Here is a 23823-nt window from a genome sequence, read left to right as displayed (position 1 = left end):
CTAACAAATGTTAGCGTAGCTTTTATGTTTTAATATACAGAGTTATAAAGCAAATTACGCTTTTCTAGCTTAAAGCAAATGCTTGAATGGCTTTGCTCCTGGTGGTGCATTTTGGATCATATCGACAAATGGAATTGTATAAGCGATTAATATTAAAACAGCTAAAACCCCAACCCAAAGCTTCCAATTTTCGAGGATCATTGGTGTTTTTTCTGCTTCTTCTGCCACTTCACCTACAGGGAATTCTGTTTCACCTTTTGGTGCAAAAAAGGCTAGATTAACAAAAATGACAAGGACTAAAATGATTCCTATAAAGAGAATTGATCCGCCAATGGCTTGTGCTATTTGATAAGGAACCCAATCCGCTGCTTGGGCAGAACCTCCGTATGTTGAGAAAGCAGAACGTCTAGGTGCACCGAGTAATCCAGCAAAGTGCATTGCTGTTGACATGAATGCCATACCAATGGTCCATACGATTGTTTGAATAATCGCAAGTCTGTTCATTGCTTTTGTCATCACACGTCCAGTTAAGTGTGGAATGAGCCAGTAGGCAATTCCAAAGAATGTTAGCAATACAGTCGTTGCGACAGTTAAGTGGAAGTGTCCTGTAACCCAAATTGTATTATGAATCACTTGGTTTAGCTGGTGACTTGCATTGATAATACCACCTGCACCGGCAGGGATGAAGATTAACATACCCATGAATGGTGCGAAGAAACGTGCATCTCCCCAAGGCAGCTTTCTAAACCAACCAAATAGACCTGTTGCACCCTTCGATCTTCCATACATTTCAAATGAAGCAAACATAGAAAATGCCGTCATGAGAGAAGGAATAACAACCATGAATGTTAGAACAACTTGTAAGTATTTCCAACTAGGATCGATACCAGGTTCAGTCAACTGATGGTGGAATCCAACTGGTATTGAGAATAGTAAAAATAAAATAAATGATAATCTTGCAAGTGCATCAGAGAAGATTTTTCCTCCGATTACTTTAGGAATCACAACATACCATGCCATATATGCTGGTAATAACCAGAAGTATACAAGTGGGTGACCGAAATACCAGAATAACGTTCTACTAATTAATACGTCTATCGTATCAACCCAACCAAATGACCATGGGATAAATTGAATCAGGACAGTTGCAGCTACACCAAGAGTTGCTACTAACCAAAGAATCATTGTCATTACAGACATATAGCTAAGTAGTGGGGTGACTTTACCAGGATTTGCTTTTTTCCAATTGCCAAAGTGAGCAAACATGGCAAATCCACTAATCCAGCTACCAACAACAACGAGCGCTAGTCCGATATAGAAGACAGGGTGGGCTTGTAATGGTGCATAAAATGTATAAAGAACAGATGCTTCACCCAAAAGAATTGTAGTTGCTGTTGCTGCAGTACCGATTGTCATCACCCAAAAACCAATCCAACCTGTAAGTCGGACTTTTGGAGAAAGTGTACCAGCTGTTTTACTTAAACTTGCAAATAAGAAACCTATTGCGAAAAAAGTTGTAAGAACGAGTGCTAATAAAACTCCGTGAACGGTCAGCAATTGGTAATAGCCAATTCCTGCAGGTAAAGTGAATTTTCCAGAACGAACGAGTGTCTGAAGTAATCCTGCAGTTCCTCCTAGAAGTAAAGCAGTGAAGGCTACATAAAAATGAGCCATCGCTAATTTCGCATCTTTTTTGTCTACTTTAACGATTGAATTCGCCATTACTCGGTCACCTCAACTTTTGCCATCATTAAGTGGTGTCCAGCCCCACAATATTCATTACATAACACCAAGAACTCGCCAGTTTTAGAAAATGTTTGTGTATAGCTACTGACATACCCTGGTTCAACCATCATGTTGACGTTTGTACCCGCAATTGAAAAACCATGTACAACGTCCTTTGTTGCTACGTTAATTGTTACTTCCGCATCTTTTGGAATTTGGATGGTGTTAGGTGTATATGAGAAAGCTTCAGCAACGAGATTAAGCTCGTATTTATTTCCTTTAATATGAACAAGTCCAGGATTATTAAATGGTGCTGTTTCAGCTACCTTTTCAGGATCAATTGTTTTGATATTACTAGCTGGTTGGTGGCCCATAGCAAATGCGCCGACACCAACAACTGCAAGGAATATAATAAGAATTCCGATACCAAAAATGAGCCATATTTTTTCAAATTTATGCAGATGCATGGCTTTTTCCCCTTTCGAATTTTCACATTCTTTTTCTGTCTGTTTTTTCATAAAATATTACAAGCCATTCTTTTGAAAGTCTTGCCTTTTCTTCTAAGTAGAAAGTGTTTTTACAATCTATCTAAGAACAAGAAATAGACACCAAGCCAAGATAAAATTAAGAAAAGTCCAAGTAAAAATACCGATGCCAGTGTCCCTTTTAAGGAAGTTCTTTCATCTTTAATTTTTGTTTTCTGATTGGTCTTTGTAAGCTGTGTCTTTGCCATTCTTCACGACCCCCTTCAAGCATTAATTCAAATTCGCCTTAGCGGATTTGCGCCCGATTTTTTTTTCGAGTTCGCTCGAAAAAAAAATCGTGGCATCCGCCGGAGGCTAACTTATTCAGCTGAGTTCGAATCCTGCTGAATAAGTTTGGTTTTTACAATTTCATCATACAAAACAATTTGTTAAAATCTAGACGCTTCTATCGTATTTCACAAATTGTTCATTCCTAATCTAATCACTATATTAATAGTGAAAACTTAGTAAAACAGTGATTTTTATCACATTTGGTTAGGAAAATATTTGAAAGATTTGTGACATTTCGATTAGCACCTTTGCAACCGCACACATATGAATATGAAAAAGGGAGTGGGGAAAATGATCAGGTATTACTGTTCAAAATGTCATACGCTATTACTTAATAATCGAGAAAGATGTTTTAAATGTGGAAATGGTGTGATTACTCAAATTGATATTAATGTACAAAAGAATGATAAGAAGTCTTCATAATCACTATTTTCGAATAGTGATTTTTTGATGGGAGGAAAAGAGGTAGTTATCTCAGTATAACGAAATTTTCTATAAAAAGTGCGTATTTATTTTACGATTACATTCACACTCTATACACCTCCACCATACTCTAATGTAGGCGGATGTCTACAAGGAGGTATGCAATTTATATGGCAAAAGTAAAAAATTATTATGCAGGCACCAATTCAAGTGTAGGTTTTTACTCATTGTATGATGAGGCATTAGCGGGTTTGGAGACTCTTTATATTTTAAAAGGGGGGCCTGGAACAGGGAAATCCACCTTCATGCGAAAAATCGGTCTTGTGTTCATGGATAAAGGCTATGATCTTGAATACTTACACTGTTCTTCTGATAATCAGTCAATTGATGGGATTGTTATTCCAGAGCGAAAGCTAGGATTTGTAGACGGAACAGCACCTCATGTTATTGAGCCTAGATACCCTGGGGTAGTTGAAAAGGTTATTGACCTTGGCCAATATCGCAATGATCAATACTTAGAGAAATATAAAAAAGAAATCATTGAACTAACCGATGATATTTCAAAGAACTACGAAAATGCATATAAAACATTTGCAGAAGCAAAGAAAGTTCATCTAAAGCGTGAGGATATTTATGTTTCTTCTATGAACTTTAAAAAGGCTGATGCGGTTCTTCAAAATTTAATTGATACAATATTTAGCAAGTCTTTTGAAGCGGAGGAGAATCCAACAAAACGAAAGAGATTCTTCGGAGCTGCAACTCCAAAGGGTGCGGTAAATTTTATCGATAATATCACTGAAGAATATGAAAAACGTTATATTATAAAAGGAAGACCTGGAAGTGGCAAATCAACATTGATGAAAAAAGTCGGGAAGCATGCTGAGCAATTTGGATTGTCGGTTGAATATTTCCATTGTGCATTTGATCCGAAAAGTGTTGATATGGTCATTATTCCTAAGCTGGGTGTATCCATTGTAGATGGAACTGCACCACATGTTGTCGACCCATTTCGTGATCAAGATGAAGTGATTGATATGTTTGCTCTATGTATGGACCCTAAAATTGAAAATACGTTCAAAAAGGAAATCGATGAACTTAATCTTGAATATAAAAACAAAATGACGATTGGTACCAACTTTTTAAGTGAGGCAAAAAGACTTCACGATAAGCTTGAAGAATACTATAAAGCAGCCATGGATTTCGAAGCAATCGATAAAAAACGAGAAGAAATAGTGAAGACATTACTGTAAAAGTGTTTGTTCAATCAAGAGGATGAAAAGGACCAAGTAGTTCAAGGCCGCGCAGCTTTGAGTACGGGAACGTATGTAGTTAATACATGAGGAACGTAAAAAGGTAGCCAACGCAGAAATTCGATGTGTCATTTTCGGCCGGAAGCCAAAATTTAACTAGTGAATGTTTAAAAAGTTTGAGTTATACTATAAATGCACAACAACAAAACAACTCCTTTGAAACGTGAGCTTTCCCGCTATGTGGGAAGGCTTTTTTTATTGTTTAATTGTAAATTTTTGCATATTTATTGGAAATTTGGAAAAAGTAACCTTACGTTTTTCTTTTGAAGGAAAGGATGGTTTTTCCATGCCTAAGGTCATTTCAGTTGGCATTTGTAATCCCCCCCATAAAATCAATCAGTCAAAAACAACCGAATTCAGTAGGGAGTTGTTCTTGGAGCATTTCCCCGATATTGACCGGCTTATTAAGGTATTTGCCAACAGTGAAATAGAAGAACGATATTTTAGCGAATCCTTAGAGTGGTATGCAAAAGACCACAGTTTTGAAGAGAAAAATAATACATATATTGAAAAAGCTGTAACTTTTGGAACAGAAGCGATTCGAAATTGCTTAGAGAATAACCGAATGTTAATGAAAAAAATGAATCCTCAGGAAGTTGACGCGATTTTCTATGTTTCAAGCTCAGGAATTGCTACTCCTAGCATTGAGGCTAGAATTATGAATAAAATGGATTTTGATTCACATACGAAGCGAATCCCAATCTGGGGACTAGGTTGTGCAGGTGGAGCGGCTGGATTAGCGCGTGCTTTTGATTATTGTAAAGCTTATCCGAAGGCAGTAGTGCTTGTGGTCGCGATCGAGCTTTGTAGCTTAACCTTTCAAAAAAATGATTTCACAAAAAGCAATTTGATTGGAACCTCTTTATTTGCTGATGGAACAGCATGTGTTTGTATTGTTGGCGATGAGGTTACGCATAATGCTACAACTGACCTTCTACCAAGTTTTGTTTCCTCCCAATCAACTTTAATGGCTGATTCAGAAAATGTGATGGGATGGGACATTAAAAATACTGGACTTCATGTAATCTTTTCAAAAGACATCCCAAGTATTGTAAAGTCTTGGTTAAAAGGAAATGTCGATGAATTTTTACATGGTAATCAACTTGAAATGGAGAATATCAAACATTTTATCGCCCACCCTGGTGGGAAAAAAGTATTGGATGCCTATGAGACCGCGCTAGGAATTCCAAAATCGATGACAGAGATCGCTAGAAAGGTTTTACGAAACCAAGGGAATATGTCTTCTGTAACAGTACTTTATGTATTAAAGGAATTTATGGAGAATCGGATAGGTAAAGAAGGTGATTATGGGCTTGCAACAGCCCTAGGGCCAGGATTTAGCTCTGAGTTAGTCCTTTTACAATGGAGGAAATAAGATGATATTTTGGATTTTTATTGCATTAGTGATTTCCCAACGACTGATTGAATTACGAATTGCCAAAAGAAATGAAAAGTGGATTTTGTCTCAAGGTGGCTTTGAGGTAGGGCAGGGTCATTATAAATATATCGTGCTCATCCATATTTTGTTTTTTATTTCCCTTATCGTTGAAGTTGTTTATTTTGGAAAAGAGTTATCGGCACTTTATCCAATTTTGTTCTTCTTTTTTGCTTTAACACAGCTGGGTAGAGTATGGGCTCTGCAATCATTAGGGATGTTTTGGAATACGAAAATCATGATACTGCCAAGAAGTCAGGTGCAAGCAAAAGGTCCGTATAAATTTGTGAAACATCCTAATTATATAATTGTAGCATTGGAGTTCATCCTCATTCCTTACTTGTTCCAGGCGTATGTCACAGCAATCATTTTTTCATTTTTAAACTTACTTGTGATGGCTGTCCGTATTCCTGTCGAAGAACGGGCATTGGGGGTACATGAAGAATATCAAGAGGTTGGAATGTTACGAAGTCGAGTTCTTCCAACTATCATGAAAACGTTAAAAAAAGATTGAAAAGAATGAAAACTGCTGTTACACTTGATTGTAGATGAAAATAATTATCACTATCAGTTGAAAGCTGGTGAATAAATGCTTACTTTATTTGTAGCACTTACAATTGGAATATATGGCTTTATGATGTATCACGTCCTACATAATGTTGGGAATCCAAAACGAAACCAGAAAACACAGCATAATACTATTCACGCAACCAGGTAAATTACCTGGTTTTTTTGTTGGAAATATACTTTTGTAATATTCTGCTTTGTCAAAAGCAAAGGTGTGGAGTAAAATACATATATATACACAATTATGCATTGCTCAATAAGGGGATTTGACATGATTCAAACACAACAAATTAAACATCTTACAAAGGAAGACTTAGAAAAAAGACTCGCTTCCTTATATAACATCTTTGAAAAAAACAATGACAAAGAAAGTAGCTCAAAAATCATACAGCTACTAAAAAAGCTGAAAAATTTAGAATATATGATTGGTTTTTCAGGCCATTTCTCAGCCGGGAAATCGAGCATGATTAACGAACTCATAGGGGAGAGTCTTCTACCATCAAGCCCGATTCCAACTAGTGCAAACTTAGTAAAAGTAAAGCATGGGCGTGAATACGCGCGTGTTTATTACCGTGATGGCAAAATCATTGAATATCCAGCTCCATATGATTACGATCTTATCAAATCATATGCGAAAGACGGGGAAGCAATCGAATCAATTGAAATCAGTCATGATAATATGAAATTACCAGAGCAAGTGATTGTCATGGATACGCCAGGAATTGATTCAACAGATGATGCCCATCGCGTATCAACTGAATCAGCATTACACTTAGCAGATTTACTTTTTTATGTGATGGACTATAACCATGTACTGTCAGAACTGAATTTTCAATTTACAAAAGAATTGACAGACCGAAATAAGAAGGTTTACTTAATCGTAAACCAAGTCGATAAGCATAAAGAATCTGAGCTAAGCTTTTCTTCCTTTAAACAAGGGGTGGAGGAAGCATTTCAAAATTGGAATGTATCGTACTCTGATATTTTTTACACAACACTAAAGGATCCGAATCATGAGCATAATCAATTTACGCAAGTTCAGCAGCTATTACATGAAAAGATTGCTAATAAGGATCAGTTATTAGTAGAAGGTGTCTTCCATTCTGCAAACCAAATTATCTTAGAGCACATAGCATTTCTAGATGATAAAAATGCCGAAGAACTTGACAAGACAAAGGAAAAGCTACATTCCTTAACTGAGGCAGAAAGGGAAACCATTCCAAGCCGAATTGAGGAATTAACAAATCAATTAGCAAGCTTTGCAAAAGAACGGGAACAGCTAGAAACAGAGTTTATCGATGAAATTGAATCGATTTTATCGAATGCTATTTTAATGCCGTTTCAAACCCGGGAACTTGCGAAGAATTATGTAGAATCCGCTCAATCCAATTTTAAAGTCGGGTTATTATTCTCAAAAACGAAGACAGAAAAAGAACGTGAGGAGCGTCTCCATGCGTTCTTTACGGATGTAAAAGAAAAAATGTCAACTCAATTAGAATGGCATTTAAAGGATTTTGTTGGGAAGTTTGTAGAAAAACTACGGCTTTCAATGCAACATACAGGAAACGAATTTGCTATTGAGTTTGCTCCTGAAGAACTTCAACAATTAGTAAAGCCCGGAGCCGGCGTAACAGGAGAATATATTTTAACGTATTCAGATGATGTAAGTAATTATATTAAGCGGAAATATAAGCAAAAAGCTGTAACATTACTGTTTGGAATACTTGAGCAAATTAAATCAGGCACAGCTACCAATGAACAAGACATTAAAACAGAATTAGAGAAATATAAGGGATATCAAGACGCCTTTGAAACGTTAAAGAAATTTGAAGCTATACGTACAGGTCACCTAACACAACTTTACGACATGATGAATGGAAAATCTGAATGGACCGGTGCTGATTCTATAGAAAAATTACTTTCACGATTTGTTGAAAATGTGCAGATATCGTCAACAGAAGAAATTTTGCAAGAGATGGAAAAGCAAAAGGAAACGACTCCAACAACTGTAGAAAAACGAGTTCGTCAGCAAAAAGAAAGTAAAGGTTCGTCTGAGCAGGCGATTCTTCATTTAGAAAATGCACATGAGTTAATCAAGCCGATTACAGGACTTTCGATGCTTGCTAAGGATATTCAAGAGAAGGCATATCGCTTAAAACATAAACATTTTACCGTTGCTTTATTTGGTGCATTTAGTGCTGGGAAATCGTCATTTGCAAATGCATTGATGGGGAAACACGCACTACCAGTTTCTCCAAATCCAACTACAGCAACAATAAATAAAATCACTTTCCCAACCGATGAACATAAGCATGGGACGGTACTCGTAAAAATTAAATCAACCAACCAATTGTTAGCAGATATCAATCATTCCTTACACATTTTTGGTGAAAAAGCAGAAAGCCTTGCTCAAAGTTTAGAAATCATTCACTCGAAGATTAGTATTATCGAAAAAATTGAAGCAAAAGAAAAGCCTCATTTTTCGTTTTTAAAAGCGGTATTGGCAGGCTATGAAATCATAACTCCTCATTTAGATAAGATACTAACAACGGATATGAATGGTTTTAATGAATATGTAGCGAAGGAAGAAAAGGCATGCTTTGTTGAATGGATTGAGCTTTATTATGAGTGTCCATTAACACAGCAGGGCATTACATTAGTAGATACCCCAGGAGCTGACTCAATCAATGCTCGCCATACAGGTGTTGCTTTTGAATATATCAAAAATGCTGATGCGATTTTGTTTGTAACATATTATAATCACGCTTTCTCAAAAGCGGACCGTGAGTTTTTAATCCAGCTTGGCCGAGTGAAAGACACCTTTAGTATGGATAAAATGTTTTTCGTGATAAATGCAGCCGATTTGGCCAATTCCATAGAAGAATTAGCAGATGTAAAGGAATACGTTGAATCACAGCTTGTAAGTTATGGAATTCGATTTCCACGACTTTATACCGTATCAAGCCGAGCTGCTTTACTTGAAAAGCGGAATGAAGTAAGTAAAAAAGATCTTGGCGTTCTATCGACATCAGGCATTGAAAGCTTTGAAGCGGATTTCAATTCATTTGTTATTGATGAACTGACAGAGGTTGCAGTGAATGAAGGATATGTTGATATTCAGCGTGCAGCGACAATCATCGATTCCTATATTCAGTCTGCTAAGGAAGATAAGGATATCAAACAGACGAAGCTTGAGGAAGCGAAAAAGCAACATGAAGAAATGAAGTCAATTGTCACTAGTGTTGATGGGAAGGAAACATTTTCTGTCGTTGAACAGGAAATCAAGGAACTTACCTACTATATTAAACAAAGGGTATTCCTGCGTGTATCAGATATGTTTAAAGAGGCATTTAATCCAGCTTCGCTTAGAGATGATGGACGTGATCTGAAACTTGCATTAAAGTCATGTTTAGCTGAGTTTTTAGAATCAGTAGGGTTTGATTTAGCCCAAGAAATGCGCGCCACTTCTTTGCGGATAGAAACATTTATTTCAAAGAGGCTCCATGGACAACTTGGTACCTTTAATGATCAAATACAAGCAATTCATCCAAATATGAGTATTTCAGAATCCATTGAACTACATTTCGAATCGATTGATTTTAAAAATGGTCTGGCAAATGAAGATTATTCACGTTATAAAAAGGCACTTGCTAGTTTTAAAAATCCAAAATCTTTTTTCGAAAAAAATGAAAAAAAACAAATGCAGGATGAACTTGAAGGCTTGTTGGATGCACCTGTAAGTGCTTATCTAGATGAAAACAAAGAGTACCTTGTTGACTTTTATAAACAAGAATTTACGAAAGGGCTTCAAGCACTTCAAGAAAATGCATTACAGGAAATTCGCGAATATTTTGATGGAGTCATAAAAATCTTATCTGAGGATATTGATATTGAAAATCTAGAACAGGTACATGAAACGTTAAACAGCTATTGTATAGAACATATGAGGTGAGGTGTTTTTGACTGACTCAAAATCAAAGTATCATGCATGTGCTACTTGTATGAATTTCGTTGCTGAACGAAAAAATGGTATAATGATATACAGATGTGCACGCTTAGGCTATGATACAAAGCCAGAATATCAATTTAATTGCTGGGAACCAAAACCCCATATCGTTAAACTAATGAAGAGAGAAACATCGGAGGAAAGAAAATGACTAACGTCCATGAAGAAATTACAAAACATTCAAAAGCACAGCACGAGATTGTAAAAACATTCTTGGGGCTTGAACAACAAAGAGAACTATTTATTGACGAAGCCGTTGCTTTAGCAAAACAAAACAAGGAATTCACCGTCGAAAAAATTAATAGGGTGACAACTGAGATAAATAAACTGGCTCAAAAAGGAATCGTCCCATTACGTAAGTTAGTAACAAGTGATATGGTGAAGGAATACGCATTCCGCAAATAAAACATGCAGGTTAGGTAATACTAACCACATATCTCTCATAAAGGAGACATGCATGTTGAAGAAAGATAATGATTCCGTTTCGAAACAGGAAAAAAAGCAAGAAGGAAAAGGTACCACTCCTTACCATTTTGCGTCTTATGCGGAAATTGAAGCAGAAAAAATGAGAAGTAAGTAAGATTGAGTCCTCTAATGATAGAGGGCTTTTTCTTATGTTGGAAGGAAGATACAAACTAATACATGGTGAATATATGGTATAATTTCATTTATGAGGATTTTAAGACAGGAGAGGATACGCTAATGAAAAATCAAATTATGTTAATAGATGGCATGGCGTTATTATTTCGATCTTTTTATGCAACAGCAATGAGTGGTTATTTTATGGTAAATAGTAAAGGGGTCCCGACAAATGGGATTCATGGTTTCATAAAGCATATGATGACAGCTGTCAATAAGTACAAGCCTTCACATGTCATTTGCTGTTGGGATATGGGCAGTTCCACATTCCGTACAGAAATGTATGATGGTTACAAAGCAAACCGCGGGGCACCACCAGAAGAACTTATTCCACAATTTGACCTTGTCAAGGATGTAGTTGAATCTTTTGATATTCCAAATGTAGGTCTATCCGGCTATGAAGCAGATGATTGTATCGGTACACTTGCTACGCAGTATAGCCAGGACTCTGAAGTGATCATTCTGACAGGTGACCAAGACATACTGCAACTACTTGATGATAATATTACAGTTCTAATTATGAAAAAAGGAATCGGTAATTACGCGGAGTACACGACTGAAAGCTTTTTTGAGGAAAAAGGGATTCGTCCTCAGCAAATGGTTGATTTGAAAGCATTAATGGGTGATACTAGCGACAATTATCCAGGTGTAAGAGGGATTGGCGAGAAAACAGCCCTTAAACTTCTCCAACAATTCGAAACAATCGAAGGCATTCTTGAAAATGTAGAAAATTTAACAAAAGCACAAAAGACTAAAATAAAAGAAGACTTGGAAATGCTACATTTATCTCGTAAATTAGCGAGAATTCATTGTGAAGTTCCAATTAGCTGTTCACTTGATGAGGCATTAATCGAAATAAATCGTGAAAAAGTTCATGAAAAATTCTCTGAGCTTGAATTTAAGGGCTTGGATCAATTTATCGGATAAGGAGTACTCGGTTTGAGTGCTCTTTTTTGATTGAAAAATTTTCGGAGTTTATTCATAGAAATACTGTCACTAATTATAGAATACTGTCAGTAGTAATCAGAGTACTGTCACTATTTTCGAAATACTGCCATTAATAAGCAAATAATGACACTAGCTAAATAGCCCAAAAACAATAAAGGATGCCCCACCGCTCACCACGAAAGAGGCATCCCACATAAACTTAAATTTTTGTATTTTTCTTCTTAGCTCTATTCTCGAGCTCGCTTTTTGGTTCCATCCCGAATTCGGTATCTTCATTATAACCTTGTGGATTCACGCCTTTTGGTTGTTTCCCACGGTTGTTTCCTTTTTGTGCCATGACATGTCACCTCCATTTCGTATTATTTCCATCCTGTTTTGGAATATGTCTTGAATAGAAAGTGAAGGGAACTAGGAAACTAACCTTGAGGTGAGAATCGTGAACAAAGGGATTTATACCGCACTACTTACAATTGGACTTGCTCAATTCTTGAAAATTCCAATAAAAAAAGTGAAAACCGGTAAATGGGATTGGGATACCTTTTTTGAAACAGGTGGGATGCCAAGCTCTCACTCCGCGGGTGTTTCCTCATTAGCTACCTTTGTAGCGTTAAAAAGAGGGGTTCCCACAATTGACTTTGCACTATCCACCATATTTGGATTAATCGTCATGTATGATGCCCAGGGAATACGTCGCCAATCAGGGGAATTGACGATAAAAGTGAATGAACTTGATGAAGAAGTGGAACGTTTAGCGGGACAAAAGGACCACCATTATCATGATAATAAGGAAAAAAGTTAAAAGAAAGACTTGGCCATCAGCCTGAAGAAGTACTTGGTGGTGCTATATTTGGAATGATTACAGGTACAATAGCCCATCTTTTAACAAAAAAATCGTAGAATTTCGACAAAAAATGCGATACTATTAGGATAGAAATCTTTGTTGGGGATGGAGACTATTGTTTACATTGGAAAATCGGGTAAAAGAGTATCTGCAGTTTTTAGCCCAAAAAGGCTTTCATCTGGGAGAGGATGCAGTCGGATTCATTTCATTTGGCCAGCATTATACAGCTGCAACAGATGAAATTGTGACTGTCGCTATTGAAATTACATTGAAAGCACAAAAAGAATTTGACGGTAGCTTTTTTATTTCATTATTAGAAATGTTAAAGGAAAATCAAATTCAAAATCGCAAACAAGCCTATCAATTTGTGGAAGAACGAAAAATAATGGCATAAAACCCTTGGACTTATTTTAGTCCAAGGGTTTTATTTAAGCGTTTTTTCGGATGCCTTGCCTTGCTAATTCATCGGCAACTTTATTTTGCGCGCTGGGGATCCATTTTAAGAAGAAAAGATCAAGTTCTTTTGAAAGTTTTAATGCTTTTTCAAGTAATGGTACAAATTTTTGTTTTTAACGAATTCCTTTGCAACTGCTCGATCGACCAACTGTGAATCTGTCCGAAAGGAAACGACTTTATACTCATTTTTGATGCAAATTTCAAGCCCTTTTAATAGAGCATAATATTCAGCTTCGTGGTTCGTCATCACACCAAGTGGAAACGAATGTTTTTCGACGATACCATTTCCTTTAATAAAAACACCGGCACCAGATGGACCAGGGTCACCCGCACTTGCACCATCTATATATACTTCAATCATCAAATGCCTCCAATTAAATGAATATACTGCATTTTACCACTAATTAACTCATTTTGTTAAGATGATGGCAAAAGGATGCCTATTAAAGACATCCTCCAATTCATTTATGCATTTTTATGAAAAGTTCTTGCGACATAGATAAATGGCGTATCGATTAGGGCAACTAGCCATTTAATAAAATAGGTAGTTATAAAAATTTGAATCCATACGTCAAAAGGATACACACCAAGAAATGCAACAGTTGTGAAGATTAATGTATCAAGTAATTGGCTGAGCATCGTACTTCCATTGTTACGTATCCAAAGCTGATTGTCTTTTGGAAAGCGTGCTTTAATTTTCGAATAAATAATAACATCGGCGTATTGACTAATAAGAAATGCAAGTAAGCTTCCCAGAGCAATCCGTGGAAGAAGTCCAAAAATAGTTTCCAAAGAGCCTTGGGCAATATCTACTTCATGGGGTTTAAACGCAAGGGCAAACTGCATAATAATTGTCATAGTAATGAGTGTGAAGAATCCAAGCCATACACCTTTTTTGGCTTCTTCTTTTCCGTACTTTTCATTTAAAATATCGGTAATTAAGAAGCTTGTCCCATACATAATATTACCGAGAGTAGCTGTAAGTCCAAACAATTCAACTGTCTTAACTACTTGAAGATTGGCTACGACGGTAGAAAAACCAATCCATACAAATAATCCTGATTTACCAAAGATACGGTAAATTGCTAGGACTAATACAAAATTGACAATCGCAAAAATAAACCAAAGTATTTCATTATACATACTATACCTCCTATAGTTTTGATAACGCGGGAGTTCACGAACCGCGAAAGGACTTCATTTAATTGTAAAAGTTTATTATAGTACGATATGAATAAAAGAGGAAGTACCTAATCACATGGAAAAAGTGTATAATGAGTAAAAAATTAGGGAAAATGATGGTAAGTTTCAAATTTGGAGGATGAGCGTGATGAAACTTAAGCTGGAATGGACGTATAAAACACCCAAAAATCAAGTCATCACTTTACTATCTGATGAGGTTTCTGTCGAAGAAGCATTACTCATTGCAGATGACTTCGAACGAACGGGACGAACAAAGGAACTTGTTTTTTATGATGAACGCCATACAAAATGGACGAAAAAAGAAGTAATCAAGCTGATCAAAATAGTTGAAACAGAACCACAAGATATTGTAGCTTATTTTGATGGAGGGTATGATATACAGACAGGTAAGGCTGGCCTAGGGGTAGCTATTTACTATACACAAAACAAAAAAGCATACCGGGTTAGGGTAAATGAAGTGTTTGAAGAAATGGAATCCAATAATGAGGCGGAATATGCCGCGTTTTGGTTGATGTTAAATACGTTAGATGAATTAGATGTGCATCATACAACTGTCACTTTTAAAGGTGACTCTCATGTCGTGTTAAATCAATTATCAGGGGAGTGGCCATGTTTTGAGGAGAACCTGAATCGATGGTTGGACCGAATTGAGGAGAGAATAAAAAAACGAGGAATTCATCCAATATATGATCCAATTGGACGAAAGCAGAATGCAGAAGCAGATAGACTAGCTACACAAGCCCTGGAAGGTACAATTGTTTCCAGTAAAATTGAAATTAAAGGTTAAATAAATCAAATGCGCCTTGGCGTATTTGCGCCCGGTTTTTTTCGAGCTAGCTCGAAAAGTTTCCCATGAAAAATCGTGGCATCCGCCGGAGGCTTTAACTTTATTTTGTCGGAGTTTAAACCCGACAGAATAAAGTTAAGCCTATTCTTCATACTCATTAAATAAGTGAATCTGAAGGTGGTTTTACCAATGGTGAGACGGGAAACATAAGAAAATAGGAGCTGATTTTTCCATGAAACGTAAGGAACTTATTTTGGAAGTTGGTGAAATGCTTGACACCTATTGCCAAGATTGTTTTGTAAAGGAACATTTTCGTAAAGAATATGGCAAGCGTTATGCCCAAAATTTCTGTATAAAAAATTGTACAGTGGGTCAAAAGTTGAAGGAGTATGGTAAAAAGTTATCATAACAAATCAAAAGGGCTCCTTTATTTGAAAAGGAGCCATAAAAAAGGCTGATAAAAAATCAGCCTTGGTTTCACATTTTTTAAAATGTAAGATTTATAGTTTTACAACGTTAGCAGCTTGAGGTCCACGATTTCCTTCAACAACTTCGAAAGAAACTTCTTGACCTTCTTCTAGAGATTTGTAACCTTCACCTTGGATAGCTGTGAAGTGTACAAATACATCGTCTCCGCCTTCAACTTCGATGAAGCCAAAACCTTTTTCGTTGTTAAACCATTTTACTTTACCGTTTTGCATTATGCTTTTCCTCCTAAACCTTCGGCACAACCGTGCATCGTGAAAATTTTTATCAAATAGCCAATCATTTATGTATCTTTGAAAATAATAATATTATAAAAAAGAAATACAAAACTTCTAGCTAAATGATGATTTTAATATACAACCTAAATCGTGTTAAGTCAAGGGAATAAAGGGTTTTTTACGCATTCTTGGAAAAAAATGTGACAAAAAAGAATAAAGATAGAATAATTGTACGATATTTTTGTATATTCAACTAATTATTGTGGAAATTCCATTTTTTGATATAATTAGAGAAACAAGGATTTAGTGGGGAGTCATACATAATGAAGAACGATCAAAGAAAAATCACTGTGATTCAGCCAGATGAACTTGATAGTATCATCAATCAACTTGATAACGCTTACGACGTTGGGCATTCTAGTAAACCAGCTGTTTCATTGATTAATGGGATACTTGAAGAAGCGATTGATCAAGTTGAAGATATTTTTTATTTCGTTAAACGACACGAAAAGCTGCCACTTATCGAGATTAAAAAAACCATCATTCCAATTATCCAAACAGCGTCCGAAATCCCACAATTTTTTCATTTGTTTTATCAGCTTCAATCTGCAGATGATTATACATATCGACATAACATCGGGGTTGGTGTGATAGCGACATTACTAGGCAAATGGCTATCGCTGTCTGAAGAGGATTTAACAGCACTCACCATTGCTGCGACCCTACATGACATTGGTAAAACGAAAATCCCTACAGAGATATTAAATAAACCGGGTAGGTTAACACAAGCAGAGTATGATACTGTGAAAAAGCATACCGTTTATGGTTATGAAATTTTAAAGAACACGGAAGGAATTGGTCATAAAATTAGCCTTGTTGCTCTCCAACATCATGAAAGGGAGGATGGGAAGGGATATCCCTTTGGTTTAACCGGATCAAAAATAAGTTATTTTTCAAAAATTGTGGCTGTAGCAGATGTCTTTCACGCTATGTCATCCAACCGAGTTTATCATGATGCAACACCATTCTACCAAGTAATCAGGCAGATGAATGAAGATATGTTTGGAAAGCTTGATCCGACCATTTTAATGCCCTTTTTACAGCAAATAATGAATGCTTTAATTGGCCACCAGGTTTTGTTGACAGACGGTAGAATTGGAATTATTAAATTCATCAATCCATATGATTTATTAAATCCGTTAATTGAGGTTTCCAATACAATTATCGATTTATCTGTTCAAAAATCAATTCAAATTGAAAGAGTCTTATCCGATTAAATTTGATGGGGGCTGTTACAATGTTCAGATACAATTATCATGGAACCGAAATTATTATCAGGTTTACCTCGCATATAAAAAATATGAAGGTGAATAAGGATTATTTGTATCAAAAAATCATCTCCATTTGTGACGAACTTATGGGTACTGAACATGGTAGCTCCTTTATTGTGGAAGATGATGAAGGCCGTCTAGCCGTTGGTACAGTGCAGCACGGTGAATTAACAGTCATTTCCATCCACCATATTGTGGACCACACGAAATTATATTTCGGAATGAATGCTAAGAAACCATCTTGAATGGTTCCTTAGCACCTACTAATCTTCAACTAAACTCCAATTTCTCCCACCAAAATCAATATTTCAATAAACAATAAAGTTTTGATAGAATAAATGAAGTAGTGCTATTGAAAAGAGGATCAAGATGAAAGTAATAATCGCGGAAAAACCGGACCAAGCAATGAAGCTTGCAGCTCCCTTTAAGAGTAAGAAAGCCCAAGGGTTTATTGAAGTCGCACCAAATCCGCTGTTTCCAAAGGGAGCTTATTTTACTTGGGCTGTTGGCCATATATGTGAGTTGCTACCCCCAGAAGAATATAATCCCACATGGAAAAAATGGAAAATTGAAACCCTCCCAATCATTCCAGACCATTTCTTATATCGGGTCATGAGGTCAAAATCAAAGCAGTTTACGATTATAAAAAATCTACTTCGAAAACCAGAAGTAACAGAAATCATTCATGCGGGTGATGCAGGGCGTGAAGGTGAACTTATTATTCGAAACATTATTGAGATGTCCAAGGTATCAAAACCTTTAAAACGCTTATGGATATCATCTTTAACTGAAAAAGCAGTAAAGGATGGGTTTCAGAATTTACTAATGGAGCATGACACAAGGAATCTTTATTATGAAGCGAAAGCACGTGCTTGTGCGGACTGGATTGTTGGCATGAATGCTTCAAGAGTATACACATTATTGTTAAAGCAAAAAGGGATTTCTGATGTGTTTTCGGCCGGTAGGGTCCAAACCCCAACCTTGGCTCTGATTGTAAAGCGTGAAAAAGAAATCGCGAATTTTAAATCAGAAGCATTTTGGGAGGTTTTTGCTAGTTTCCAAATCAACGGAAAACAATTTGAGGGAAAATGGATGAAAGATCAGGAATCGCGACTTTCGTCAAAGGAAATGGCAGAGAAAATTGCAGCATTTTGTCAGGACAAGCCTGCTGAAATTGCGGAAGTGGAAACCGAAAAGAAAGAATACCAGCCACCATTATTGTTTAATTTATCAAGCCTTCAAGCTACGGCAAACAAAGCTTTTAAATTTTCACCGAAGAAGACATTAGATGTTGCACAAAGCCTTTATACAAAAGGAATTATTTCATATCCGCGTTCTGATTCGAGCTATATAACAAAAGGTGAAGCACAGACAATCCCTGATATTTTTTCAAAACTTGAGAAACTTGAAGAATATAAAGCTTATTTTCCAACACCAATTACATCCATTTACAATAATTCTCGCTATGTGAATGAAAAAAAGGTAACAGATCACTATGCCATAATTCCTACCGAGCAGGTACCAAATCCTACTAAGCTATCAGGTGATGAAAAGAAAATTTATGACCTGCTTGTGAAACGCTTGATTGCAGCGCATTACAAGCCAGCTATTTTTAACTATACCACTGTGAAAACACTTGTTGATAAGCGTGCTGAATTCATAACTAAAGGTAAAGTGAAGCTTCAAGAGGGATGGAGAAAGGTTCTCTTTCAGGAGGATACAAAAGATGATGATGTCATCCTACCTCCACTAGAAAAAGGAGAAACAGGAGTTGTTGAAAAGAGCTATACCAAAGAGGGGAAAACACAGCCACCAAAGCGCTATACTGAGGGGCAACTTATCACCTTAATGAAAACGGCTGGCAAGCATATTGAGAATGATGAACTTGAGAAAATTCTTGCAAAAACGGAAGGACTTGGTACTGAGGCAACAAGAGCAGGTATCATCACGATGCTGAAACAGCGGAATTATATTAACGTTGAAAAAAACCAAGTATTTGCAACGGATAAAGGAATTCTTTTAATAGATGTGATTGGTGACAAAATCCTTGCTTCACCCGAAATGACTGCAAAGTGGGAGCAACGCCTCCATGAAATAGGCCAAGGCCAGGCCTCACCAGCGTCTTTTATGACACAAACAAAGAAGCTCTCTCAAAAAATCGTTGATGATGCGAAAGAGCAAAGTGGGAACTGGGATTTTTCGAATGTAAAAATTGAAAATGTGAGTTCACCAAAAACCTCGTACAATAAAAAAGAAATCGGAACAGTTGTTGGGACATGCAAAAAATGTGGAGGTAATGTCATAAACAAAGGGAAATTTTATGGTTGTGCAAATTATAAAACAAATGGTTGCCAATTTACGATTTCAGGTAAGATTTTAGGTAAAACGATTACGAAAACAAATGTTCAAAAACTACTTTCAGGTAATAAAACGAATTTAATCAAAGGCTTTAAAAAAGAAAGCAAAACCTTTGATGCCTATCTCAAATGGAATGAACAAACAGGGAAAATTGAATTTGAATTTCCAGTAAAAATACCCAACGGGAATTGATGGTAAGAAGAAAGGAACATCCTTTCTTCTTTTTTGAGTTTTCCAAAAATTTTGTTGATTTGTATCCTACTTGAATATAAAATTAGAAGAGAAATACTGATACGTACACGTATTTTAGGGGTGGATGAATCGATTTGTTATTTGTGAAAGAAATGCCAATTGAAGCGAGAGATAAACTTTTATATGCGGGACTAAAGCTATTTACTAATACAGGCTATCAAAAGACATCTGTACTTGAAATTGTGGAAATGGCAAGAGTTTCGAAAACAACCTTCTATCAGTTTTTTAAAAGTAAAGAGGATATTATGGTTGCCTTGTTTGAACAGCTTGGCAATGAAATGACTGAGGAAGTAAAGCGAGCGATTTTGCAGGAAGATCGACTAACATACAAAGCATTTGCCGGGATCAATCGCTATATCCAAATTTGCTTTGAAAATAGAGATGTCGCTCAAATTCTATTAATTGAGTCTGTTGGTGTATCTCGTAATGTAGAATTAGTAAGACAGAGGTCACACCAAGGATTTGCTACTATTATCTTAAGAACCGTTGAAACGGAACTTCCAACAACCGTTTCACAACAAGAAATGAAAATTGTAGCTCAGGCGATGGTTGGTGCGATTAATGAAGTCATTATGCAAAACTTTTTTGATAATTATGATGAAAAACCTAATTTTGAAGAGATTTCCCGTTTACTTAACCGTATTGTAATTTCCGCATTTGTCAATCTGGGAATGCAGGACTGAGTTTTTTGTAAATAGAATACGAAATCGTACTGCCATTTTTATTGAAAAAATCGGAGGGTGTCTAAATGACAAATGGAATTGAAAATTATACCCTAGCAGAAATGATGAAAAGGATTGAGAAGGTTATTAACCAAAATTCAGGTCCGATTGAAGGAGTAAATGTCATTTATCAATTCAATATCACGGGAGATGAGGAAGGGATATACCAACTTCAGTTAGCAGAAGGTAAAGCAATCGTTTCTGAAGGTACAGAAGGGGCAAATTGTACGTTGATTTTATCGTTTGCAAACTTTAGACAGTTTTTACTAGGCAAACTTAATGGAACGGCTGCATTTATGACAGGGAAATTAAAAGTGAAAGGTGATATCGGAAAAGCGATAAAATTAGAAGGACTTTTACGAGAATATAGTTTGAAGGAATATTTATAAGATTACTAGTTTAATTTCAGCCAGATTATTTTTGAGGGGAGTGAGGGTATGAAACATATCTTGATAACAGGATTTCCAGGATTTTTAGCAACAAGACTATTACATGCATTAATGGAAAAATACGAAGGGGCACATTTTGTACTATTGGTTCATCCAAGCCAATTTGGAGTAGCCACAGATCGAATAAAAGGGTTAGATAATGTTGAGGTGAAAATAGGCGATATTACGGAAGAAACCCTTGGTTTTTCAAAGGAAGATAGAGAAGAGCTGCGGGAGAAATTAACCCATGTTTTTCATTTAGCAGCCATATATGATTTGGCAGTACCACAACCGATTGCTGAAAAAGTAAATGTTGATGGAACGAGAAATGTAAATATGTTTGTTCAAACGATACAGCCTCTGGAGAGATATGTGTATTTTAGCACGGCATATGTGTCTGGACACCGCACAGGACTTATTAAGGAAGACGAACTCCAGATGGGGCAGCAATTTAAAAATCATTATGAAGAAACAAAATATAAGGCCGAGGTTCTTGTTCATGAGCTTCAGAATTTTCCTTTCACGATTATTCGTCCTGGTATTACGGTTGGAAACACTGAATCTGGTGAAACGTCTAAGTTTGATGGCCCTTATTTTATCATGAGAATGTTGGATCGAATTCGCTTTATGCGCATTCCTTATTTAGGTAAGGGGGATGTTTTATTTAATGTTGTACCGTACGATTATCTTATCAATGCAACGGTTTATTTATCGGAAGCAGAAGCAGCAAAGGGAAAAACTTTCCATCTAACAGATCCGGACCCACATCAAGCACGTGATTTATATCGAATGATTTGTGAGGAGTTGCTAGGGAAGAAGCCTACATGGACGATTTCTCCTAAACTAGTAGAGTTTGGATTATCATTTTCTTTCATTAGGAAATTCCTCGGGGTGGAGAAGGAAGCGGTCGAATATTTCAAATGCCGAGCGCAGTATGATGCGAGTGATGCGAAAAAAGTGCTTCTAGAGGGTGGAGTGGCTTGTCCTAATTTCAAGGACTATGTTGGAAACATCGTAACGTATTATAAGCAACATCGACATGACCAAGATAAAAAAATACATATTACGTAATTCACAATGGGATTGGTTTCTCATTGTTTTTTTTCTATAATGATTGGTAGATATTGGAGAGGGTGAAGAGGATGGCTGATTTCAAATGGCATAACGAAGCGGAAAGACAATGGGATGGACGTGCCGATTTTTGGAGCAAACAAAGTCAATCAATGTGGAATTCCGGAAGCCGCTCGAAGATTATTCCGTTTTTTTCAAAATACGTAGAGGACAATAAGTATATTTTAGATGCAGGTTGTGGCGATGGATATGGGTCATATTTACTTTCTGAACGCGGCTTTAAGGTGGTTGGAGCTGATATTTCAACAGAAATGATTGAAAAGGCGAATAGACGTAGTCAGTCTGATGATCTATCCTTTATCCAAGCTGATTTGACAAATCTCCCTTTTGAGGAGGAGACGTTTTCAGGTGTTATGGCGATTAACTCTATTGAGTGGACAGAGGAACCTCTTCAAGCAATCAATGAAATTAAACGTGTGACAAAGCCTGGTGGTATTTTTTGTGCTGGATTATTGGGACCAACTGCAGGACCTCGCCAACATGCATATCCTCGTTTATACGGTGAAAAGGTGATTCAAAATACAATGATGCCATGGGAATTTGAACAATTGGTTTCGGAAAACGGCTGGAGTGACGTTGACGGCCAACCAGTTTATAAGAATGCTGTGAAAAATGAGATGACAAAAAGCCTTCCAAGAGAGCTTAAACAAGCATTGTCGTTCATGTGGGTGTCTATTTTAAAAAAGGAATAAAAAAGAAGGTATCTCGTCTATGAGATACCTTCGTCGAACGTCTATTCCCAATCATAAGGAGTTTCTTGATAAACATAATAATTGAGCCAGTTCGCAAAGAGAAGATATGAGTGTGATCTCCAACTGTGTACTGGTGAATTCGCCGGATCATCATTTGGAAAATAATTAGCGGGAATGATCTTCTTTCCTTTTGCAAGGTCGCGTTCGTATTCCTCTTTTAATGTATTAACATCATATTCAGGGTGTCCGGTTAAGAAAATATGTTTTCCATCATCTGAGGCAACTAGACAAACACCTGCAACATCGGAAACAGATAGTAATGATAAACCTTCTGTATTTTCAATTTCCTCACGTTTTACCTCTGTAAAACGTGAATGTGGTACAAAATACAAATCATCAAAGCCGCGAACAAGTTTCATATCCTTTTTCACTAACCGGTGATGAAACACACCGGTACATTTTCCAGGTAGAGGATATTTTTTGACTCCATAATGATAATAGAGTCCTGCTTGTGCGCCCCAGCAAATATGTAAGGTGGAGGTTACATTGGTTTTTGTCCATTCCATGATTACTTTGAGTTCTTCCCAATAATTCACGTCTTCAAAGCTAAGGTGCTCAATTGGTGCGCCTGTAATGATCATTCCATCAAACTTTCTGTGCTTAATCTCAGAAAAGGTTGTATAAAATTTATCGAGATGATTCCTTCCTGTATTTTTTGCGACATGTGTTTCAGGGAATAAAAGAGTAATATTCAGCTGCAATGGGGAGTTTCCTAGAAGTCGAAGGAGCTGAGTTTCTGTTCGTACTTTTTCAGGCATAATGTTTAAGATTAGTATATTAAGTGGACGAATGTCCTGTTTATAGGCGCGATCCTCATCCATCACGAATATATTCTCTGATTCTAACACTTCTTTTGCAGGTAAATCATGAGGTATATTAATTGGCAATCCTATCATCCCCTATTTCTTGTGTATAATTGAAATTTTACAACAATTCACACATGAATATCAAATAAAAAATCTTTACTTGTTTTAAGTGATAAAGGATATA

General features: G+C 36.5%; 23 protein-coding genes and 2 pseudogenes. 17 read left to right on the top strand and 8 right to left on the bottom strand.

What is annotated here, in order from left to right; all coding sequences use genetic code 11:
- Positions 1–69: 69 nt before the first annotated feature.
- From BTHG_RS20710 to BTHG_RS20700, 3 genes are all read right to left on the bottom strand, one after another.
- A complete protein-coding gene (locus BTHG_RS20710) occupies positions 70–1722 on the bottom strand; it encodes a b(o/a)3-type cytochrome-c oxidase subunit 1 (protein WP_010284020.1) in 1653 nt (550 codons plus the stop codon).
- Positions 1722–2192, bottom strand: a complete 471-nt coding sequence (locus tag BTHG_RS20705) for a cytochrome c oxidase subunit II (protein WP_010284019.1) — start codon at positions 2190–2192, stop codon at positions 1722–1724. The genes BTHG_RS20710 and BTHG_RS20705 overlap by 1 nt, the downstream gene beginning before the upstream one ends.
- Before the next feature lie 110 nt (positions 2193–2302).
- On the bottom strand, positions 2303–2458 hold the full coding sequence (locus BTHG_RS20700) for a cytochrome c oxidase subunit 2A (protein WP_010284018.1): 156 nt from the start codon (positions 2456–2458) through the stop codon (positions 2303–2305).
- 675 nt (positions 2459–3133) lie between these two features.
- On the opposite strand from BTHG_RS20700, the gene BTHG_RS20695 reads away from it, so the two are divergent.
- The 6 genes from BTHG_RS20695 to BTHG_RS20655 all read left to right on the top strand — a co-directional run bounded on the left by BTHG_RS20695 (position 3134) and on the right by BTHG_RS20655 (position 11847).
- The gene (locus tag BTHG_RS20695) at positions 3134–4213 is read left to right on the top strand and encodes a PRK06851 family protein (protein WP_010284011.1); all 1080 of its coding nucleotides are present in this window, start codon (positions 3134–3136) and stop codon (positions 4211–4213) included.
- Positions 4214–4559: 346 nt separating this feature from the next.
- A complete protein-coding gene (locus tag BTHG_RS20685; protein WP_026021916.1) occupies positions 4560–5648 on the top strand; it encodes a type III polyketide synthase in 1089 nt (362 codons plus the stop codon).
- 1 nt (position 5649) lies between these two features.
- Positions 5650–6222, top strand: coding sequence for an isoprenylcysteine carboxyl methyltransferase family protein (locus BTHG_RS20680; protein WP_010284008.1), 573 nt, complete (start codon positions 5650–5652; stop codon positions 6220–6222).
- A gap of 324 nt (positions 6223–6546) precedes the next feature.
- Positions 6547–10227 (top strand): dynamin family protein, encoded by a 3681-nt coding sequence (locus BTHG_RS20675; protein ID WP_010284004.1) that lies wholly within the window; start codon positions 6547–6549, stop codon positions 10225–10227.
- Between the two features lie 201 nt (positions 10228–10428).
- A complete protein-coding gene (locus BTHG_RS20665; protein ID WP_010284000.1) occupies positions 10429–10686 on the top strand; it encodes a DUF2533 family protein in 258 nt (85 codons plus the stop codon).
- Positions 10687–10983: 297 nt separating this feature from the next.
- Entirely contained in the window at positions 10984–11847 is an 864-nt protein-coding gene (locus BTHG_RS20655; RefSeq protein ID WP_010283993.1) for a 5'-3' exonuclease, read from the top strand.
- Positions 11848–12067: 220 nt separating this feature from the next.
- Here the strand turns inward: BTHG_RS20655 and sspL are convergent, their stop codons facing one another.
- Positions 12068–12205 carry a small, acid-soluble spore protein L gene (gene sspL, locus BTHG_RS20650; RefSeq protein ID WP_010283991.1) on the bottom strand — a complete coding sequence of 46 codons (138 nt, stop codon included), beginning with the start codon at positions 12203–12205 and terminating at the stop codon, positions 12068–12070.
- Between the two features lie 99 nt (positions 12206–12304).
- On the opposite strand from sspL, the pseudogene BTHG_RS25525 reads away from it, so the two are divergent.
- Both BTHG_RS25525 and BTHG_RS20640 read left to right on the top strand, forming a co-directional pair.
- Positions 12305–12765, top strand: a pseudogene (locus tag BTHG_RS25525) (divergent PAP2 family protein).
- A gap of 59 nt (positions 12766–12824) precedes the next feature.
- Positions 12825–13103, top strand: a complete 279-nt coding sequence (locus BTHG_RS20640) for a DUF6123 family protein (protein WP_010283979.1) — start codon at positions 12825–12827, stop codon at positions 13101–13103.
- 34 nt (positions 13104–13137) lie between these two features.
- Here the strand turns inward: BTHG_RS20640 and BTHG_RS25520 are convergent.
- Positions 13138–13526: pseudogene (locus tag BTHG_RS25520) on the bottom strand (reverse transcriptase-like protein).
- A gap of 104 nt (positions 13527–13630) precedes the next feature.
- Positions 13631–14308 carry a queuosine precursor transporter gene (locus tag BTHG_RS20630; protein ID WP_010283975.1) on the bottom strand — a complete coding sequence of 226 codons (678 nt, stop codon included), beginning with the start codon at positions 14306–14308 and terminating at the stop codon, positions 13631–13633.
- A gap of 187 nt (positions 14309–14495) precedes the next feature.
- On the opposite strand from BTHG_RS20630, the gene BTHG_RS20625 reads away from it, so the two are divergent.
- Together BTHG_RS20625 and BTHG_RS26410 are read left to right on the top strand one after the other, a co-directional pair.
- Entirely contained in the window at positions 14496–15155 is a 660-nt protein-coding gene (locus BTHG_RS20625; RefSeq protein WP_010283972.1) for a ribonuclease H family protein, read from the top strand.
- A 232-nt stretch (positions 15156–15387) separates the two neighbouring features.
- Entirely contained in the window at positions 15388–15564 is a 177-nt protein-coding gene (locus BTHG_RS26410; protein WP_010283971.1) for a zinc-finger domain-containing protein, read from the top strand.
- Positions 15565–15655: 91 nt separating this feature from the next.
- Here BTHG_RS26410 and cspD read toward each other — a convergent pair whose 3' ends face one another.
- On the bottom strand, positions 15656–15856 hold the full coding sequence (gene cspD, locus BTHG_RS20615) for a cold-shock protein CspD (protein ID WP_010283969.1): 201 nt from the start codon (positions 15854–15856) through the stop codon (positions 15656–15658).
- 326 nt (positions 15857–16182) lie between these two features.
- Here cspD and BTHG_RS25515 point away from each other — a divergent pair, with 326 nt between their 5' ends.
- The 7 genes from BTHG_RS25515 to BTHG_RS20580 all read left to right on the top strand — a co-directional run bounded on the left by BTHG_RS25515 (position 16183) and on the right by BTHG_RS20580 (position 22773).
- Entirely contained in the window at positions 16183–17136 is a 954-nt protein-coding gene (locus tag BTHG_RS25515) for an HD-GYP domain-containing protein (RefSeq protein ID WP_010283967.1), read from the top strand.
- Between the two features lie 20 nt (positions 17137–17156).
- A complete protein-coding gene (locus BTHG_RS20605) occupies positions 17157–17435 on the top strand; it encodes a hypothetical protein (protein ID WP_010283964.1) in 279 nt (92 codons plus the stop codon).
- 124 nt (positions 17436–17559) lie between these two features.
- Positions 17560–19740, top strand: coding sequence for a DNA topoisomerase III (locus BTHG_RS20600; protein WP_010283960.1), 2181 nt, complete (start codon positions 17560–17562; stop codon positions 19738–19740).
- A 143-nt stretch (positions 19741–19883) separates the two neighbouring features.
- Positions 19884–20483, top strand: a complete 600-nt coding sequence (locus tag BTHG_RS20595; protein WP_232284508.1) for a TetR/AcrR family transcriptional regulator — start codon at positions 19884–19886, stop codon at positions 20481–20483.
- 65 nt (positions 20484–20548) lie between these two features.
- Positions 20549–20911 (top strand): SCP2 sterol-binding domain-containing protein, encoded by a 363-nt coding sequence (locus BTHG_RS20590; RefSeq protein ID WP_010283956.1) that lies wholly within the window; start codon positions 20549–20551, stop codon positions 20909–20911.
- Positions 20912–20959: 48 nt separating this feature from the next.
- Positions 20960–22021, top strand: a complete 1062-nt coding sequence (locus BTHG_RS20585) for an SDR family oxidoreductase (protein ID WP_010283954.1) — start codon at positions 20960–20962, stop codon at positions 22019–22021.
- A gap of 71 nt (positions 22022–22092) precedes the next feature.
- Positions 22093–22773, top strand: coding sequence for a class I SAM-dependent methyltransferase (locus tag BTHG_RS20580; RefSeq protein WP_010283950.1), 681 nt, complete (start codon positions 22093–22095; stop codon positions 22771–22773).
- A 41-nt stretch (positions 22774–22814) separates the two neighbouring features.
- Here BTHG_RS20580 and metA read toward each other — a convergent pair whose 3' ends face one another.
- Positions 22815–23720 carry a homoserine O-acetyltransferase MetA gene (metA, locus tag BTHG_RS20575; protein ID WP_010283949.1) on the bottom strand — a complete coding sequence of 302 codons (906 nt, stop codon included), beginning with the start codon at positions 23718–23720 and terminating at the stop codon, positions 22815–22817.
- Positions 23721–23823: the final 103 nt, after the last annotated feature.

It is taken from the genome of Bacillus timonensis, assembly GCF_000285535.1.
Classification (GTDB): Bacteria; Bacillota; Bacilli; order Bacillales; family Bacillaceae_L; genus Ferdinandcohnia; species Ferdinandcohnia timonensis.
The sequence above is the reverse complement of the archived record's forward strand: the minus strand, read 5'-3'. Positions and strand labels throughout refer to the sequence as shown.

Excerpts from the sequence above, each read along its gene's own strand:
- BTHG_RS25515 (WP_010283967.1), top strand. The coding sequence starts at position 16,183 with ATGAAGAACGATCAAAGAAAAATCACTGTGATTCAGCCAGATGAACTT.
- BTHG_RS20590 (WP_010283956.1), top strand. The coding sequence starts at position 20,549 with ATGACAAATGGAATTGAAAATTATACCCTAGCAGAAATGATGAAAAGG.
- BTHG_RS20585 (WP_010283954.1), top strand. The coding sequence starts at position 20,960 with ATGAAACATATCTTGATAACAGGATTTCCAGGATTTTTAGCAACAAGA.
- BTHG_RS20675 (WP_010284004.1), top strand. The coding sequence starts at position 6,547 with ATGATTCAAACACAACAAATTAAACATCTTACAAAGGAAGACTTAGAA.
- cspD (WP_010283969.1), bottom strand. The coding sequence starts at position 15,856 with ATGCAAAACGGTAAAGTAAAATGGTTTAACAACGAAAAAGGTTTTGGC.
- BTHG_RS20605 (WP_010283964.1), top strand. The coding sequence starts at position 17,157 with ATGTTCAGATACAATTATCATGGAACCGAAATTATTATCAGGTTTACC.
- BTHG_RS20665 (WP_010284000.1), top strand. The coding sequence starts at position 10,429 with ATGACTAACGTCCATGAAGAAATTACAAAACATTCAAAAGCACAGCAC.
- sspL (WP_010283991.1), bottom strand. The coding sequence starts at position 12,205 with ATGGCACAAAAAGGAAACAACCGTGGGAAACAACCAAAAGGCGTGAAT.
- BTHG_RS20685 (WP_026021916.1), top strand. The coding sequence starts at position 4,560 with ATGCCTAAGGTCATTTCAGTTGGCATTTGTAATCCCCCCCATAAAATC.
- BTHG_RS20600 (WP_010283960.1), top strand. The coding sequence starts at position 17,560 with ATGAAAGTAATAATCGCGGAAAAACCGGACCAAGCAATGAAGCTTGCA.
- BTHG_RS20630 (WP_010283975.1), bottom strand. The coding sequence starts at position 14,308 with ATGTATAATGAAATACTTTGGTTTATTTTTGCGATTGTCAATTTTGTA.
- BTHG_RS20705 (WP_010284019.1), bottom strand. The coding sequence starts at position 2,192 with ATGCATCTGCATAAATTTGAAAAAATATGGCTCATTTTTGGTATCGGA.
- BTHG_RS20580 (WP_010283950.1), top strand. The coding sequence starts at position 22,093 with ATGGCTGATTTCAAATGGCATAACGAAGCGGAAAGACAATGGGATGGA.
- BTHG_RS20680 (WP_010284008.1), top strand. The coding sequence starts at position 5,650 with ATGATATTTTGGATTTTTATTGCATTAGTGATTTCCCAACGACTGATT.
- BTHG_RS20710 (WP_010284020.1), bottom strand. The coding sequence starts at position 1,722 with ATGGCGAATTCAATCGTTAAAGTAGACAAAAAAGATGCGAAATTAGCG.
- BTHG_RS20655 (WP_010283993.1), top strand. The coding sequence starts at position 10,984 with ATGAAAAATCAAATTATGTTAATAGATGGCATGGCGTTATTATTTCGA.
- BTHG_RS20695 (WP_010284011.1), top strand. The coding sequence starts at position 3,134 with ATGGCAAAAGTAAAAAATTATTATGCAGGCACCAATTCAAGTGTAGGT.
- BTHG_RS26410 (WP_010283971.1), top strand. The coding sequence starts at position 15,388 with ATGAAACGTAAGGAACTTATTTTGGAAGTTGGTGAAATGCTTGACACC.
- BTHG_RS20625 (WP_010283972.1), top strand. The coding sequence starts at position 14,496 with ATGAAACTTAAGCTGGAATGGACGTATAAAACACCCAAAAATCAAGTC.
- BTHG_RS20700 (WP_010284018.1), bottom strand. The coding sequence starts at position 2,458 with ATGGCAAAGACACAGCTTACAAAGACCAATCAGAAAACAAAAATTAAA.